A 16,971-nucleotide genomic window follows, 5' to 3' on the forward strand; every position below is an offset into this window, starting at 1 on the left:
TATGTATATACAGTTGAACTAAAAAAGGGCATTTAATTGTAATTATGTCCATTTATGACCCTGTAAATGTCTTTTAATGACATACTATTAACATCTCAATCTAATTAAGCTATAGATATTGTTTTTAATATTTGGTTATAGAATGAGACGTTGGAATGGTTGGGGTGATGAAAGTAATAGTATGGATTTACCTGATTCAGCTGGTGTATTTTTACAAAATATACTCGGTTCAGGTCAAAAACTTATAGATGCGAGCCTTAAAGAGGTGATCGCAAAAGTACCAAAATCAAAAGCACCAAATCATAAACTTATTTGTATAGATCTAGAAGATCGCGTACGTCATGCTAAAGGTCAATCTCTAGCTGATTATTTATCTACCCGCAGTGGTAATATCAAATACTTTCCTGATGGTGTTTGTTATCCAACAAATAATCAGGAGGTTAAAGATATTTTAGCATTAGCTAAATTACATAATCTTGAACTAATTCCGTATGGAGGCGGCACGAGTGTCGCTGGGCATATTAATGTAAAAGACTCTAAACGCGCGGTGATCACTGTCGATATGTCTCGCATGAACCGCTTAGTTGACTTAGATGTTAAAAGTCATATCGCCACTTTTGGTGCTGGTACTCCTGGACCTATGGTAGAAGCCCAATTACGTGCTAAGGGATATACATTAGGACACTTCCCACAATCATTCGAATTATCAACGGTAGGTGGTTGGGTTGCCAGTCGCTCAAGTGGTCAACAATCTCTTAGATATGGCCGCATAGAACAAATGTTTGCAGGCGGTAGCATTGAAACTTTCAATGGTACGCTTGAAATACCAACATTTCCAGCATCGTCGGCAGGCCCAGATCTACGAGAGATAATTCTTGGTAGTGAAGGACGTTTCGGCATCATTAGCGAAGTTAAAGTACGTGTTACAAAGCTTCCTGATAAAGAAAAATTCTCCGTTATCTTTTTCCCAAACTGGCAATTAGCTACTGAGTTTTGCCAACAAGCAGTTCAAGAAAAAATTTCCCTATCTATGCTAAGAGTAAGTAACGCTATAGAAACACAAACACAGCTGAAACTAGCTGGGCATGAAAAATCCATAGCCTATTTAGAACAATATTTAAGTTTAAGGCACTGCAAAAATGATAAATGCATGCTTACCTTTGGTATTACAGGAAGTAAAAAACAAGTTAAAGCGACGCAATCTCAAATAAAATCTCTCGTTAAAAAATATAAAGGTATATCTACAGGTACTTTCTTAGGTAATCGGTGGGCTCAAAACCGTTTTAAATTTCCATATCTAAGAGATGCTCTTTGGCAACAAGGTTATAGTGTAGATACATTAGAAACAGCTACAGATTGGCAAAATGTGGATTCATTATTGGATAAAGTAGAAAACAACTTACTTACAGGCATCGATGGTAAAAAAGTACATGTATTTACCCATCTTTCCCACGTTTATGGTCAAGGTTGTAGTTTATATACCACGTATGTATTTGCTAATGACACTACTTTTGATGAAACATATAAAAGTTGGCAATTACTGAAAAATAGCACCAGTAACAAAATCGTCAATAATAAAGGCACTATCAGCCATCAACACGGTGTAGGTAAAGATCATGCGCCATATTTAGAAGTAGAAAAGGGGCGTTTGGGTATAAAAGTCATCAAAAGCTTATGTGAGCACTTTGATCCCGACAAACAGCTTAATCCGGGCACTTTAATAAATGATTGATAACTTTAATTTATCTCGCAGCCAAAGAATCAATATAATACGCCAACAAGATAATTGGGATATTATCATTATTGGCGGTGGGATCACCGGTGCTGGAATATTAAAACTGGCGAGTCAATTAGGTTTAAGGGCATTATTAGTTGAGCAAAGGGATTTTTCGTGGGGCAGTTCTAGTCGTTCTTCAAAAATGGTACATGGTGGTTTACGCTATATTGCTGACGGCCAAATAAAATTAACTGTTGAATCTGTAAAAGAGCGTCAACATTTGGTAGAACATTCTAATGGTTTGGTTTTTAATCAAAGTTTTTTAATGAGTCACTATAAAAAACAATTCCCACAGCCTTGGATATTTAATAGCTTACTATCGGTTTATGATTTTATCGCTGGTATAAAACAACACAATTATTTACCTAAAGCGCAATACAGCTATTACGTTCCTAAAGTAAAAACAAAATATTCAAAGGGAGGCAGTCAATTTGTTGATGCGATGACAGATGACTGCAGATTAGTATTGAGATTACTACAAGAAGCACAAACAGATAACAATAAAACCTTAGCTATTAATTATACAAAGGTAACAAAGGTCAATTATCAGCATAATGGTGTTAAAGGCGTTCAAGTTCAACTTGATGGGCAAAATATACCTATAAAATCAAAAGTTGTTATTAATGCGACTGGTGCCCAAGCGAGTCAATTTAACTTATCAAAGCCAATAGTTAAACTCAGAGCATTACGCGGTAGTCACTTAGTGGTATCAAATTGGAGTTTACCGGTTGCCAGTGCAATCTCTGTCAGGCATCCAAAAGATAAACGACCTGTACAAATATATCCTTGGCAAAATACCACAATTGTTGGCACAACAGATGTTGAACATAAATATGATTTAAATGTTGAACCCAATATAAGTCAAAATGAATTCGATTATCTAATTGAGTGTGTAAAACATCAATTTGAGGGTATCAAATTAAATGATCTCGATTTGATTTCAACATTTTCAGGTGTTCGACCTGTGGTTACTAAAGGGGGAGGAATTGATCCCTCAAAAGAGAAAAGAGATCATAGTATATGGCATGAAAAAGGTGTCATAAATATTGCTGGTGGTAAATTAACTACATTAATATTGCTGGTGGTAAATTAACTACATTTAGAGTGATAGCAAGGCAAGTAATAGAAACTGCCTGTGGATTATTAAATCGGCGCTTTAATAATTATAATTTTTTAGCTTTTGATGAACAAATTTCATTAATTGAAAATAACTTATCAAAACAAATCTCTGATCGTTTAACAGGGGTTTATGGTCGTTTAGTTAATCAATTTATTATTGAGTCAAATTCTGAGCTTGTAAAACCAATATCTTATAGCCTAACTTTATGGGCTGAACTTTTGTGGTCAATTAAGCACGAACAAGTGGTGCACTTAGATGACTTATTATTAAGACGTACACGCATCGGTAATGTATTACCAAATGGCGCAATTGAACATTTAGAAACAATCAAGCCTTGGTGTATGAAATATCTAAATTGGGATGATAATAAGTGGCTTGAAGAATTAAACCGATACATAGATATTTACAACTCACATTATAGTTTTAATCACTTAATTTATGATAAAGGGATTAAACTAGATGAACCAGCATGATGACAAGTATATTCTCACAATAGATAATGGTACGCAAAGTGTTCGTGCTTTAATATTTGATTTAAAAGGAAATCTATTAGCTAAAAGTAAAATTGAATTTGAACCTTATTTCTCGGATAAACCTGGTTGGGCTGAGCAAAAAGTAGAATCTTTTTGGCAAAACTTAGCGCTCTGTTGCCAGCAGCTATGGCAACAAGCTGATGTAATAAAGCATAACTATCAAAAGAAGATCAGTGCAGTATCACTCACCACACAACGTGGTTCTGTTATTAACTTAGATAAATATAATAAACCTTTAAGACCTTGTATTTTATGGTTAGATCAACGTCTAGCAAATTTAAATAAAAAAATGCCATGGTATTGGTCTGCCGCTTTCAAATGTATTAGACAGTCAAAAGCAATTGACTATTTTAGACAAAAAGCACAAATAAATTGGATTAAACAAAACCAAGCTGATATTTGGCATAAAACAGACAAGTATTTATTATTATCTGGATATTTAACACATAAATTAACTGGAGAATTTAAAGATTCTATCGGTTCTATTGTTGGTTACTTACCATTTGATTATAAAAAACAACAATGGGCGAACAAAAAAGATTGGAAATGGCATGCATTAGATATAAAACCATCCATGCTACCAGAACTTGTAAAACCTGGTGAACTACTAGGCTTGATAAATAAACAAGCATCGGATGTAACAGGGATCTCTCAAGGCACTAAGTTAATAGCTGCTGCATCTGATAAAGCGTGTGAAGTATTAGGCTCTGGCTGTTTTGAACCTACTACAGCAAGTTTAAGTTATGGCACAACAGCTACAATTAATACGAATAATCCAAAATATATAGAGCCTCAAGCTTTTATTCCACCATATCCTTCATCTATTCCAAACCATTACAACAGTGAAATAATGATTTATAGGGGCTTTTGGATGGTTAATTGGTTTAAAAAAGAGTTTGGTCAAAGTGAGATAGAAAAAGCAAAAAATTTAGGCGTATCACCCGAAAGCTTATTTGATGACTTAGTAAAACAAGTGCCACCTGGTTCTTTAGGTTTAATGTTACAACCGTACTGGTCGCCTGGGATTAAAAATTTAGAAGCAAAGGGCGCTATTTTAGGATTTGGTGATGTGCATACACGCGCGCATATTTACCGCTCTATTTTAGAGGGACTCGCATATGCACTTAGAGAAGGTAAACATACTTTAGAAAGACGCCAAAAAACTAAAATTACAAGTTTAGTGATATCAGGAGGGGGGTCACAATCAGATGCCGCTATGCAATTAAGTGCAGATATTTTTAATTTATCTACTCATAGACCCCACACTTATGAAACTTCAGGATTAGGCGCAGCAATAAACGCAGCTGTTGGTTGTGGTTTTTATAATAACTATCAACAAGCCACACAAAATATGACACATATTGTAGATTCATTTACTCCTATAAAGGAAAACGTCGTCCTTTATGACAAGTTATACACTCAGGTATATCTAAAAATGTATCAACAGTTAAAGCCTATTTATACACAAATAAAAAAAATTACGGGTTACCCACAATAATTATCAATAAAAAATAATAAAAAAGGATATACAATGCAGTTTACAAGACGCAAGTTTATTAAAACAATGGTTGTCAGTGCGGGGACGGTTATTACTACTAGTATTTTAGGGTGTGGTGGTTCAGATAACAAAGATGAAACACCTGATGTGGTAATTAAACCTGAAGTGCCAGATATTCTAGATGGTAGTATGTATTTTCCTCAATCAGTAGTATCTGGTGATCCAAAAGAAAACTCTGTCATATTATGGACCAGAATTGATAACAATACTGGTGAAGATACAGACGTAATCCTTCAAGTATCTAAAACAGATGATTTTTCTCAACTTGTTGTTGAACAGGAATTAACAGCAGTCGTATCTTCAGATCACTGTTTAAAAATAAGAGTTACAGATTTAGAGCAAGCAAAGTATTACTTTTACCGCTTTATCCATGTCGTTGAAAACAAGAAATATACCAGCAATACTGGTAGAACAAAAACGGCACCTTCTCAAGATAGTGATACAAATGTCAAATTTGCTTACGTATCATGTCAAGATTATATAGGACGTTATTACAACAATTATTTATCTTTGCTTGAACAAGATGATTTGGATTTTGTAATACACCTTGGAGACTATATCTACGAAACCACCGGTGACCCATTATTTCAATCAACAGATCACGAACGTAAAATAGCATTTTCAGATCAAGTAGGCGTTTTAAACTTAGGTATTGGTGAAAATAAATATCAAGCTGCAGCAAGTTTAGATAATTATCGTCAATTATATAAAACTTATCGTACCGATCCATTATTACAAAAAGTTCATGAACGTTTTCCTATGATAGCGATTTGGGATGACCATGAATTCTCGGATGATAGTTGGGCTGATCATGCGACAAATTTAGACGGTGCGCAAATAGAGAAACAAACTCAAAGGAAACGTAATTCCGAGATAGCTTACTTTGATTATATGCCTATAGATCATGAACAAACACATATTTCAGAAGAACTTAGTTCTGGTGAACTCAAAATAGAAGAAATTCATTTATTTCCAAATACAAAAATTTACAGAGATTTTCACTTTGGTAAACACTGTCATATCGCGATGACTGATTTTAGAACAAATCGCCCCGATCATATCATTGCAGAAGATGCCTTCCCAGGAAGCGTTGAAATCGATCAAATTACCTTATCTGGATTTTTACAAGCAACGGGTATGGATTCTGCTAACATAAGCGCTGTTATTTCCCAAATGTCACCTTATGTCAATATAGATGACGCGATGTTTACTCCTTATAAATCGGCTTTTATTGAAATATTTACAGCTATGTATGCAGATTCATTAATGGCTAAGATAGAAATGTCGCAACAAGATGCTTATATACAAGGGCAACAAAGAGCAATTGATGTAATTAAAGGAAACCTAGCTACAAGTTATTTAAATCAAGTATTAGAAGGTAGTAAAGAAACTTTACCATCTGAACATCCAATTCAGCAATTGCCGGCTTTACCAGAGCAAGGCGTAAATCAAGGTTTAGCTTTTTATACTATGGGTAAAACATCATTATTTAACTACTTAGGCAGCAGGTACTTTGTAATTAAAGATACCTATGACTTATATGCTGGTTTTAAAGAGTATGTGGCGCAATCAAATGGTTCGTCAGTTCAATCTGCATATGATGAAGCACAGACCAACTGGTTAGCAACAACATTTGCTTCATCAAATAGCACATGGAAGCTGTTAGGCAGTTCTGTTTCTTTTTCTCCTCTAATATTTGATTTATCTTCAAGTAGGGCAAACTCAGGTTTTGAACTACTAGAAGCTGCGCTTGCCTCAGATGCTGTACCTGGAGTATTTAAACAAAGGTTTTACATTGAAGTTGATCAATGGGATGGTTTTCCACAATTTAAATCGAGTTTAATTGAAAATATTCTTAGTGCCAATTCTGTTGTAACATTAGGAGGGGATGTACATAGTAGTTATGTCACAGAGCATAAAGCGAATTCAGTAACAGGGAATAAATCGTTTAACTTCACCACCTCTTCAATATCTTCAGCAACATTTGGTACCTTTTTAGAACAAGGAATGAATCAATTATTGTCACAACTAGGAGATGTTTCGCCTGTCGTAAAAGAGTTACCTGTATTCTTTGATACATTAGCAACAACGGCGACACAAAGAGCTGATATTTCAGATTCTTTGGTATTTTCAAAAATGTGGGAGCATGGCATTGCAATTGTAGAACTTGATGCTGAAAATATGGATGTCAGCTTCCATAATGTTAATACCAAGTTTAAAGACATTAATACTGCTCAGATTAGCTACTATCAAGATAAAACGTCGTATTTGGATATGGTTAAAATCCATAAATTTAGAGTTAAAGATAATAATTTACAGCGATTGAGTTAAAACATTTAATTACAACTTTAATAAGTAATGAATTTCTCTCAGCTAAGTTGAGAGATCTTTCAATATTAAACTTTATTCCTGATCTTTTTTGTAAATGCCTTTGTAAATTATGATCTACTAATCTCCAAAAAATCATCGTACCGTTTGATACTCCTTTTAGATTAGCTTTAAAAATGCTGGTGGCAGAAAATTGTACAAGTTTATTTTCTAGGAATGTATATCCACTTTTACTGTGAGGTTTAGTTAATTGTGAAGAAAATAATAAATTTTTTTCAACAAAACTACTAGGTAAGTCAAAAGCAGAAAATTGAATAGTTTTATTTTTTAGAGTTATTGAGTGTTTTTACCCAAACTAATACTCCTTGTTTATCATAGATATGAATCCCATTGATATTGAGGCTTGTATAAGTGTCTTGAACAAAATTATTTGTAATATATTTGTTATCTCTATTTTCTACATAAATATGTATCATTCCAAACGGCGTTATCATAATTCACAACTGCAAGCTCGTGAGCCGCAGAATCAAACGCATTTATTATCCTTGAATTTAAATGAATAAAAATAATGTTAATATAATTACCTAAAACATAGTGCTGATATCAGTAATAATCCAATTATAAACTTCTAATTGAATTTTATATCTTTCACCTATTTAAAAATAAGTCCTTTGGGCTAAATTTTGTTATACTGCCATCCAAAATTATACTTAGCGCTTATAGGTATATAAAATTAGTATTATTATTAAGGAATCACTTTGCAATTTATCGCGTTAACTTCAATTGGTATAGAAAATCTTTTAGCTGACGAATTAAAACAGTTAGGGGTCCAAATTGGCAAACAAAGTGTCGGTTCGGTAGTTTTTGAAGCTGATTTACCACTTGCGCAAAAAGTGTGTTTATCTACACGTTTTGCTACTAGAATTTTGATGAAGATTGCAGAAAAAGAAAACGTTAAAAATAAAACTGATTTGTACAATTTAGCCCGTTATCAAGCATGGGGTGAATGGTTAACGCCTACAACCACTTTTGCGATTGATTTTTCTGGTACAAATACTGAATTAAAAAACACCCAGTTTTCAAGTCTAGTGATAAAAGATGCCATAGTTGATTACTTCCAGGATCTGTATGAAACACGTCCTGATGTTGATAAACAAAATGCACAAGTACGCATTGCAGCGCGTTACCACCAAAATAAATTAGATTTATATATTGATTACTCAGGTACAGGTCTTTCTCAGCGTGGTTATCGTCAAGGTCAAGGTCGTGCACCAATAAAAGAGCATCTAGCTGCAGCTTTAATTCAACGCAGTGGCTGGTTAAATGATGTATCTCAGCCATTATTTGACCCGTGTTGTGGTTCAGGTACATTATTGATCGAAGCCGCAGGCATGGCCAATAACGAAGCCCCTGGTCTTAAAAAAGAACAATTTGCTTTTGAACGCTTACCAAATTTTAATGAATCACAATACCTAGAAGTACGTGAAGAACTAATAGCACAAGAATCACCTAAAAAACTTTATTTGATTGGTCAAGATATAGATGGTTTTGTGCTTTCTAAAGCACAGAATAATGCAAGAGCCGCAGGTGTTGAGCACCTGATTAAATTCAGTAAAGGTGATGCGGCAAATCTTAAACCCGTTTCAAAACGTGCCGGTGTTGTGCTTTCTAACTTACCATATGGTGAGCGTATGGGCGGTACAGCTGAACTAATAAATTTATATCGTAATATGGGTATTGCATTTAAAAAATATTACGCTGATTGGTACCTTGCATTATTAAGCTCTGATGAAGCATTATCAAAATTATTAAAAATTGTACGTCATAAGCGTTACAAATTTAAGAATGGTCCAATTGACTGTGTATTAAACACTTATATTCTCGATGAAAAACAAGTTATTGAATCTACACACTCAACTGAGCTAAATTATGAAGATTCAACTGCATTTGCAAACCGTTTAAAGAAAAATAAACAAGGTTTAAAAAACTGGTTAAAACAACACGCTGTGACTACTTATCGTTTATACGATGCCGATATTCCACAATATAATGTTGCTGTTGATATTTATAATGATCATGCTGTTATCTATGAATATGCAGCTCCAAAAGATGTGAATGAAGAAGTATCGAATAAACGTTTGCAAGACATTATCTATCTAACTGGTAAACAGTTAGATATTCCAGCTGAAAAAATCGTTGTTAAAGTACGTAAAAAGCAAAAAGGTGACTCTCAGTACCGTACAATCGCTCAGCAAGATCAATCTATGGTAGTGACTGAGTACGGTGCTAAATTTAAAGTTAATTTATTTGACTATCTAGATACGGGTTTATTTTTAGATCACCGTTTAGCACGCCAATATATTCAGCAAAATTCACAAGACAAGCGTTTCTTAAACTTATTTGCATATACAGGAACTGCATCAGTTCAAGCTGCAATTGGTGGTGCTAAATCTATTACTACAGTTGATATGTCTAAAACATATATCAACTGGGGTAAAGAAAACTTTGAATTAAACAATATTCAAAACCCAAGATACAGATTCTTCCAAGCTGATTGCTTATCATGGTTAGACCAAGCACAAGGTGAATATGATTTGATTTTCTTAGATCCGCCTACATTCTCAAACTCAAAACGTATGACTGACGCGTTTGACGTACAAAGAGATCATATCAAGTTATTTGAAACCACTAAAAATATTTTAAGTGAAGATGGCGTATTGTTTTTCTCTAACAATAAGCGTGGCTTTAAAATGGATGAAGAGGCATTAACTGCTTTAGGTTTAAAGGCTAAAAACATCAGCGATAAAACTCTATCTCCAGACTTTAAACGCAACAAGAATATACATAATAGCTGGTTGATAACCCGTGTTTAATATCACTTTATATCATACTCAAGGCTGCCACTTATGTGAGCAAGCCTATGAGTTATTAATACAAGTTGTAGACGCATCAAAAATTCAACTTGTAGATATTATTGATAGTGAAGCGCATATGGCGCTTTATCAAACTTCGATCCCAGTAATAGAAAATAATCACAACGGTAATAAATTGTTTTGGCCGTTTAATGAACAAGATATAAAAGGTTTGTAATGGACTTAATAAGAATAACAGGCGCTAGATTAGCATTTGGTACACACTGTTTACTAGATAATGCAGAAGCAATTATTGAACAAGGTGAGAGAGTTTGTATCTTAGGTCGCAACGGTGCCGGTAAATCTACATTGCTAAAAATACTTGATGGTGAAGTTGTTTTAGATGATGGGAATATCAATCGCGTAAATGACCTTAAGGTTTCGCGACTTGAGCAAGATCCACCAAAAGGTGCACAAGGCACTGTTTTTGATTATGTTGCCCAAGGTTTACCTGGCATGGCGCAATTATTAATTGATTATCATCATGTAAGTACAGAACTGCAAACAGACTGTACAGATCAATTATTAAAAAAATTGGAACGACTGTCTGATGAATTAGAAGCAAGAGACGGTTGGCGCTTTGATTCTCAAATAAATCTTGTATTAAGCCAATTAAAAATTGACCCTGAAGCTAAGCTCGAATCTCTTTCCGGTGGTTGGTTACGTAAAGTCGCATTGGCAAAAGCATTAGTATGCGAACCAGACCTACTTTTACTTGATGAACCAACTAACCACTTGGATTTAGCAAGTGTTATGTGGCTAGAAAAATTCTTAAAAGAATTTAAAGGCGCTATTGTATTTATTTCACATGACCGTGCTTTCATTCGTTCATTAGCAACACGTATCTTAGATTTAGATCGCAGCAAATTAGTTTCTTATCCTGGTGATTATGCATTATATCTAGAGCAAAAAGAGCATGATTTAAAAGTAGAAGAACAACAAAACGCGTTATTTGATAAAAAACTAGCCGAAGAAGAAACGTGGATCCGTCAGGGTGTTAAGGCTCGTAGAACTAGAAACGAAGGGCGAGTACGTTCATTACAAGCACTTAGAAATGAGCGTAAACAGCGTATAGAAAAAGTAGGCAAAGCTGATTTTAATGTCGAAATAGCACAAAGATCTGGCAAACTTGTTTTTGAAGCAGAAAACCTAAACCATGCATTTAAAGATTTAACTATCGTTAAAGACTTTTCTACTTTGGTCATTCGAGGCGATAAGATAGGTTTAGTTGGACCAAACGGTATTGGTAAAACAACTTTATTGAAATTACTTTTTGGACAATTAGAAGCACAAAGCGGTACCATAAAACAAGGTACAAATTTAGATGTAGCTTATTTTGATCAGTATCGTGCAGTATTAGATGAAGAAGCAACTGTACAAGAAAATGTTGCTGAAGGTAAACAAGAAGTATTAGTCGGCGGAAAACATCGCCATGTGCTTGGTTACTTACAAGATTTCTTATTCCCACCTGCAAGAGCACGTACACCTGTAAAAGCATTATCAGGTGGAGAAAAAAACCGCTTATTACTTGCTAAATTATTCTTAAAACCTTCTAATATACTTGTTCTTGACGAACCAACAAATGATTTAGATGTTGAAACGCTTGAACTTTTAGAAGAAATAGTCGATAAATATGATGGTACAGTACTTGTTGTAAGTCATGACCGTGAATTTATTGATAATACCTGTGGTAGCATTTGGGGTTTTGAAGGTAATGGTGTTGTTTCTGAAATAGTTGGTGGTTACACAGACTATCAAGAGCATAAGCAGTATAAAGAAGAACGAGCAAAAAAAACTTCACAAGCAGCTGACGTAAAAAAACAAACTAATACAAAACAATTACAAACTAATACAAAAGCATCTTCAGATAGTAAACCTAAAAAACTATCATACAAATTACAATTAGAGCTAGAACAATTACCAGCACTACTTGAAACATTAGAAAATGATGTTGAAGCACTACAGACTGAAGTAACAGCCGCTGATTTTTACAAACAATCAAGTGATATTACTCAAGTTAAATTGAACGAATTGGCCCAAGCCGAGTCCAAACTCGAAGTTGCGTTTGAGCGCTGGGAAGAATTAGAAGAATTAAAAGGTTAGTAGTAGGTCATAATGAAAAATAAATTAATCGCATTAGCGGTCGCGGGTGTTTTAAGCCCGCAAATACATGCTGCCACATATAAAGTTGTTGAGTTAGGTAGTGCAGAAACAGCAAAGCATAGTTACGTAACAGATTTTAATGATGATGGTACAGCGATAGGTGTAATTCGCGATAACTATAATTTACCAATTGATATCAGTGCGATAGATTTTGAAGATAATAGCCTAGACAATGCTTGGAAAAATCAAGAGAAATATGAAAAAAGCATAGACAAACAGATTACTTTTACTTTACAAGATATTGAATCTGGTAATATAAACGCAGATGCTCTTAGCTTTATGCTGTCTTTCTTATCTGGTAAAAGAAGCGATCCAAACTGGCAAAAAGTAGATGACACTGTTGTTGTTTCGTTTGACAGTGGTACTCAAGAGCAGGTTATCTTTGACTCACAACTGCTTATCGACTCTGGTGATTACCAATACGATGGTCTGAGTCGTTCTGTGAGAAATAACTTAACTGCAATTTCTGAAAATGGCATAAAGGTAGGTTGGGGTAGCCCAGCTTATACCAAACAAATGTTCACGCCAGATGGCAAAACTCAAGAAGAACTTTTCTACCTTCGTGAATTTGAAAGCCGTGGCATAGTAATTAAGCCAGATGGTAGTCAAATGGTCATTGAACCAGAATTTAATGAACATGGTGGGATGAGCATTATCACCGATATCTCACAAAGAGATGGCGGCGGTTATGTATTAGTTGGTGATGTTTCTACAGGTATTCCAGAAGATCGACAAAAGAACTTAGACGATAACTGTGATGGCAAAGATGAACCTGAAGCTGTATGCGTATGGCTTTATAAAAATCAATCAAATGAATTATTTGATCGTCGCGCTGTAAAGTGGACTTTAGACTCTGAGTTTAACCTTACAAATACTGAGATTTTAGGCTTAGCACTTACACCTGAAGATGATGAAGATTTTGCATTTAAAAGTACTGCTTTAACCGTTAATGCAGAAGGTATCGCTGCAGGTTACTCTCATGTCAGAAGGTACAATAATGACAACAGAATTGACACGATGCCAGTTTACTTTAAAGATGGTGAGGCTACTCAATTTATTAAACAAGAAGATGATTGGTTAGCCGGTCAAGCTTCTGATATTAATGATAATAATATAATTGTTGGTTACGCGAATAAAACAATTAGTGGTACAACTCGTACAAAGTTTTATTACCATGATATTAATACTGGTCAAACAATGTTCCCAGAAGATTATTTCTCTAGCTCAAGCTCAATCGCAAGAGACATAAACAATCAAGGCATAATTGTGGGTGAAGGTGAGACAGAAACGAATACCTCTTCTAACCGTAGAAGAGAAGCTTTTATGTATGAGATTCATGCAGAAAAATTCACTAACATAAATGATTTACTACCGTGTTATGCAAGTAATGGTCAAGATAGATATCCTTACGTTATCGCTGAAGCAACGGGCATCAATGAAAATAATGAAATCATTGGATCTGCAACAAAAACAGTTAAAAAACGTGATAAACAAGGTAACATTGTAATTGATAGTACAGGCCAAGAAGAGTTTGAAAGTGTTGTTGTTGCAGTTAAACTTGTACCAATTGAAGGTGATATTGAAAAATGTCCAACTCAAGCATCTGAAACTTATGAAAGACAAGGCGCAAGTTTCGGGTTCTTAAGTGTATTACTGCTCCCATTAGTTGCTATTCGTAGAAGATTCTTTTTATAAATTTTACGTAAATGCATGAAATAAAAAAACCGCTTAATTGCGGTTTTTTATTTTTAATAATATGAAATTAAACTAGTCTCTATTTATGGCGGTTTTTCCAAGCTCTTCTAACAGAAGTTTGCCATAAGATATCACTGCCAAAATATCCGATTAAAGCAGCTATAGATGCACAAATTAAACTACCTAGCATAAAAGCAGGACCAATAGTTGATAAGCTATCAAGGAGCCATTGAACTGTTGGCTCAAATGAAAAATCTTGACTATTTTGCCCAAGCACTGTTGAACCAACTAAGTATGAACCATAAAAAATAGGCGGCATGGTCAACGGGTTGGTGAGCCAAACTAAAGCAACTGAAAGCGGTAAGTTTACACGAAAAGGAATTGCAAGCGCAGCAGCTAACAGCATTTGAAAAGGAACGGGTATGAAGGCAAAAAATAAACCAATTGCAAAAGCACCTCTTGAAGAGCGGCGATTCAAATGCCATAAGTTTGCATCATGTAATAATGAACCAAATATTCTAAGTGACTTATTATTTTTAATCTTATCGTGATCTGGTAAAAAGCGTTGAATAATTTTTTTTGCCATGACGCTAAAATGTTTCCTTTGAGTCAAATCTGTTGTGGATTTGTTTTTGGGTGCTTATTGTCGCTGTTTGAGTTTAATACTCCAGTCTTTTTTACAATTTTGGCATCTATTTTTCTATTAAGCCTATATTTTAAACGCTTTATAATTTTATCTCTTAGTATTTTAACAGCAGCAGTGTATTTAATGGTTTATTACCATATATTTTATAGTTGGGAGTTACCTCATTATAAAAAAGCTAAAAGCTATCAGTTTAGAGCACAGATAGTTAAAGTATATGCACATTCTATAAATAAAGAGCGTGATTCAAATGTACCACTATATTTTAAAGCTAAGCTACTAAATCTAAATTCAAAGGAAATCAAACAAACTGTATTTATAAATTTAGCTTGGTATAAAACAAAAAATAAGCTTTTACCTTCTGACATTATTACTGGTAATGCTAAGCTTAGACCCTTTAGAACTTTGCAAAACTTTGGAAATACTAATGGAGAATTATGGGCTTTTTACAACCATATTAAAGCGAAAGGATATATAGATTCTAAGTTTAATATTCAAGTTATTAAAGATAATCCTCTAAGTAAAATACAAAAACTAAAGTACACTGTATCAAGTATATTTAACGAATCTAATAACAACTGGTTTTACCAAGCCGTATTATTTGGTAACAAATCTTTGATCTCAATTAAAAATAAAGAGCAGTTTAAAATACTCGGAATAAGTCATTTGTTTGCAATCTCGGGTCTGCATATTGGGATGATGTTTGCTATTGGTTTTTATTGTCTAAAATTTACCTTTAGATTACTTAGTATCCAAGTAAATCAAAAATATAACCTAAATATATTATACACATGTTCGGGCTTAGTATTTTCTGTTATTTATACACTGCTAAGTGGTTGTACGGTTTCTGCAATTCGCGCATTAATCATGTTATGTGTATTTTCATTAATGTATTTGAGAGGCTATCAATACGTTAGCTACAAAGCGTTACAACTAGCACTGATTATATCGTTACTGATGAACCCATTTCAGCTTTTAAATCCTGGTATATATTTTTCATTCTTAGCTGTTTATATATTAATTTTTAGTTATACAAATATAGGATTAAATCACGATACATATTTTAAACGATTTTTATGGCTCATGATAATTCAGTTTAATCTTACAATCGGTTTATTACCGCTAGTATGGTTTTTATCTGATGGTGCCAGTATTGCAGGAATACTTGTTAATTTAATAGCTATTCCTTTAATGGCGTTTTTTATTTTGCCAAGTATTATCACGATTATTTTTTCTTCTATTATCAATTGTTCAGAAAAGTTATTATTGTATTTAGATTATATTTTATCTGAATTATTTTTATATATAACTTCACTTGACTTGTCTGTATTGTGGTTTCAACTAGGAGAGTTAAGCTGGCAATCTTTAATATTAATATATCTAATTTTATTGATGTTTAGTTATCGTCTAACATGGATGTTATTAATTCCGCTTAGTACTTTATTAGCAAACAAACTATCTTACGAATCGCCTTTATGGCAAGTTGATATTTTAGATGTTGGTCATGGACTCAGTATATTAATATCACAAAATAATAAAACCTATGTATACGACCTTGCAGCTAAATATAGTTCAGGTATGAGTGTCGCTCAAACCCAAATCATTCCTTATATTGAAGGACAAAAATTAACTGTAGAACATACTTTGATCAGCCATAAAGATAATGACCATTCAGGGGGTCTACAAGAATGGATAAATTATGGTTTACTAGGGACATTACTAACACCACTGGATGAAAACCAGAACATCACAGCGTGTAAATTAGGTAAAAGTGAATTTGGCATGTTAACTATAAACAATATTGGACCTAAAACAATAAGTAAGTTAACTAATAATAACTCCTGTGTTGTCAGAATAACTGATGGTCGGTTTTCTATACTATTGCCCGGAGATATCCATAAAAATGCAGAAATAGATTTGATAAAGTCTTTAACAGATATCAAATCTACAATTTTGATAAGTCCTCATCATGGGAGTAAAACGTCTTCTAGTATTGAATTTATAAAACAAGTATCTCCATCTTGGGTAATACATTCAAGTGCATTTAATGGCCGTTGGTTAATGCCTCACTATGAAATAGTACAAAGATATGCAGATCTGAATGTTCAACAATTAATCACCGGAATATCAGGTCATATTAGAATAAAAATATTTGAGCATGAATATCTAATTGAAAGTACGAGAAGTAAGCAAAGTTATTGGTTTTTGGTGAATTAACCCATACTTATTTGTAATAGAATTT

13 protein-coding genes are annotated in these 16,971 nt (G+C 33.9%); 10 read left to right on the plus strand and 3 right to left on the minus strand.

The window, feature by feature from the left end; genetic code table 11:
• Positions 1–142 precede the first annotated feature (142 nt).
• Genes PSA_RS11555 through PSA_RS11575 form a run of 5 tightly spaced genes read left to right on the plus strand, consistent with a single transcriptional unit; the run spans position 143 to position 7,319 of the window.
• Positions 143–1,732 (plus strand): FAD-binding oxidoreductase, encoded by a 1,590-nt coding sequence (locus PSA_RS11555; RefSeq protein WP_042144382.1) that lies wholly within the window; start codon positions 143–145, stop codon positions 1,730–1,732.
• The gene (locus PSA_RS11560) at positions 1,725–2,870 is read left to right on the plus strand and encodes a glycerol-3-phosphate dehydrogenase/oxidase (protein WP_052379919.1); all 1,146 of its coding nucleotides are present in this window, start codon (positions 1,725–1,727) and stop codon (positions 2,868–2,870) included. The genes PSA_RS11555 and PSA_RS11560 overlap by 8 nt, the downstream gene beginning before the upstream one ends.
• Before the next feature lie 11 nt (positions 2,871–2,881).
• Complete coding sequence (locus tag PSA_RS11565; protein ID WP_052379918.1) at positions 2,882–3,370, plus strand: glycerol-3-phosphate dehydrogenase C-terminal domain-containing protein; 489 nt, start codon at positions 2,882–2,884, stop codon at positions 3,368–3,370.
• The gene (locus PSA_RS11570; protein ID WP_042144378.1) at positions 3,357–4,928 is read left to right on the plus strand and encodes an FGGY-family carbohydrate kinase; all 1,572 of its coding nucleotides are present in this window, start codon (positions 3,357–3,359) and stop codon (positions 4,926–4,928) included. The genes PSA_RS11565 and PSA_RS11570 overlap by 14 nt, the downstream gene beginning before the upstream one ends.
• A gap of 33 nt (positions 4,929–4,961) precedes the next feature.
• Complete coding sequence (locus PSA_RS11575; protein WP_052379917.1) at positions 4,962–7,319, plus strand: alkaline phosphatase; 2,358 nt, start codon at positions 4,962–4,964, stop codon at positions 7,317–7,319.
• Here PSA_RS11575 and PSA_RS27185 read toward each other — a convergent pair.
• Positions 7,288–7,653: a CHASE4 domain-containing protein gene (locus PSA_RS27185; RefSeq protein ID WP_127924092.1), complete on the minus strand. Its 366-nt coding sequence runs from the start codon at positions 7,651–7,653 to the stop codon at positions 7,288–7,290. The genes PSA_RS11575 and PSA_RS27185 overlap by 32 nt on opposite strands.
• The gene (locus PSA_RS27190; protein WP_082305710.1) at positions 7,637–7,810 is read right to left on the minus strand and encodes a CHASE4 domain-containing protein; all 174 of its coding nucleotides are present in this window, start codon (positions 7,808–7,810) and stop codon (positions 7,637–7,639) included. Before PSA_RS27190 ends, PSA_RS27185 begins: the two co-directional genes overlap by 17 nt.
• Positions 7,811–8,074: 264 nt before the next feature.
• On the opposite strand from PSA_RS27190, the gene rlmKL reads away from it, so the two are divergent.
• Genes rlmKL through PSA_RS11595 form a run of 4 tightly spaced genes read left to right on the plus strand, consistent with a single transcriptional unit; the run spans position 8,075 to position 14,086 of the window.
• On the plus strand, positions 8,075–10,189 hold the full coding sequence (gene rlmKL, locus PSA_RS11580; RefSeq protein ID WP_042144377.1) for a bifunctional 23S rRNA (guanine(2069)-N(7))-methyltransferase RlmK/23S rRNA (guanine(2445)-N(2))-methyltransferase RlmL: 2,115 nt from the start codon (positions 8,075–8,077) through the stop codon (positions 10,187–10,189).
• Complete coding sequence (locus PSA_RS11585) at positions 10,182–10,406, plus strand: glutaredoxin family protein (RefSeq protein WP_042144375.1); 225 nt, start codon at positions 10,182–10,184, stop codon at positions 10,404–10,406. Before rlmKL ends, PSA_RS11585 begins: the two co-directional genes overlap by 8 nt.
• Entirely contained in the window at positions 10,406–12,331 is a 1,926-nt protein-coding gene (locus tag PSA_RS11590; RefSeq protein WP_042144373.1) for an ABC transporter ATP-binding protein, read from the plus strand. The genes PSA_RS11585 and PSA_RS11590 overlap by 1 nt, the downstream gene beginning before the upstream one ends.
• Positions 12,332–12,343: 12 nt before the next feature.
• Complete coding sequence (locus PSA_RS11595) at positions 12,344–14,086, plus strand: DUF3466 family protein (RefSeq protein ID WP_042144372.1); 1,743 nt, start codon at positions 12,344–12,346, stop codon at positions 14,084–14,086.
• A gap of 79 nt (positions 14,087–14,165) precedes the next feature.
• On the opposite strand, the gene PSA_RS11600 is transcribed toward PSA_RS11595, so the two are convergent.
• Positions 14,166–14,672, minus strand: coding sequence for a DUF2062 domain-containing protein (locus PSA_RS11600; protein ID WP_042144369.1), 507 nt, complete (start codon positions 14,670–14,672; stop codon positions 14,166–14,168).
• 57 nt (positions 14,673–14,729) lie between these two features.
• On the opposite strand from PSA_RS11600, the gene PSA_RS11605 reads away from it, so the two are divergent.
• Complete coding sequence (locus tag PSA_RS11605) at positions 14,730–16,946, plus strand: DNA internalization-related competence protein ComEC/Rec2 (RefSeq protein WP_193216496.1); 2,217 nt, start codon at positions 14,730–14,732, stop codon at positions 16,944–16,946.
• Positions 16,947–16,971 lie beyond the last annotated feature (25 nt).

This window comes from Pseudoalteromonas sp. '520P1 No. 423' (assembly GCF_001269985.1).
Taxonomy (GTDB): domain Bacteria; phylum Pseudomonadota; class Gammaproteobacteria; order Enterobacterales; family Alteromonadaceae; genus Pseudoalteromonas.

Excerpts from the sequence above, each read along its gene's own strand:
- PSA_RS11575 (WP_052379917.1), top strand. The coding sequence starts at position 4,962 with ATGCAGTTTACAAGACGCAAGTTTATTAAAACAATGGTTGTCAGTGCG.
- PSA_RS27190 (WP_082305710.1), bottom strand. The coding sequence starts at position 7,810 with ATGATAACGCCGTTTGGAATGATACATATTTATGTAGAAAATAGAGAT.
- PSA_RS11590 (WP_042144373.1), top strand. The coding sequence starts at position 10,406 with ATGGACTTAATAAGAATAACAGGCGCTAGATTAGCATTTGGTACACAC.
- PSA_RS11595 (WP_042144372.1), top strand. The coding sequence starts at position 12,344 with ATGAAAAATAAATTAATCGCATTAGCGGTCGCGGGTGTTTTAAGCCCG.
- PSA_RS11600 (WP_042144369.1), bottom strand. The coding sequence starts at position 14,672 with ATGGCAAAAAAAATTATTCAACGCTTTTTACCAGATCACGATAAGATT.
- PSA_RS11570 (WP_042144378.1), top strand. The coding sequence starts at position 3,357 with ATGAACCAGCATGATGACAAGTATATTCTCACAATAGATAATGGTACG.
- PSA_RS11560 (WP_052379919.1), top strand. The coding sequence starts at position 1,725 with ATGATTGATAACTTTAATTTATCTCGCAGCCAAAGAATCAATATAATA.
- PSA_RS11555 (WP_042144382.1), top strand. The coding sequence starts at position 143 with ATGAGACGTTGGAATGGTTGGGGTGATGAAAGTAATAGTATGGATTTA.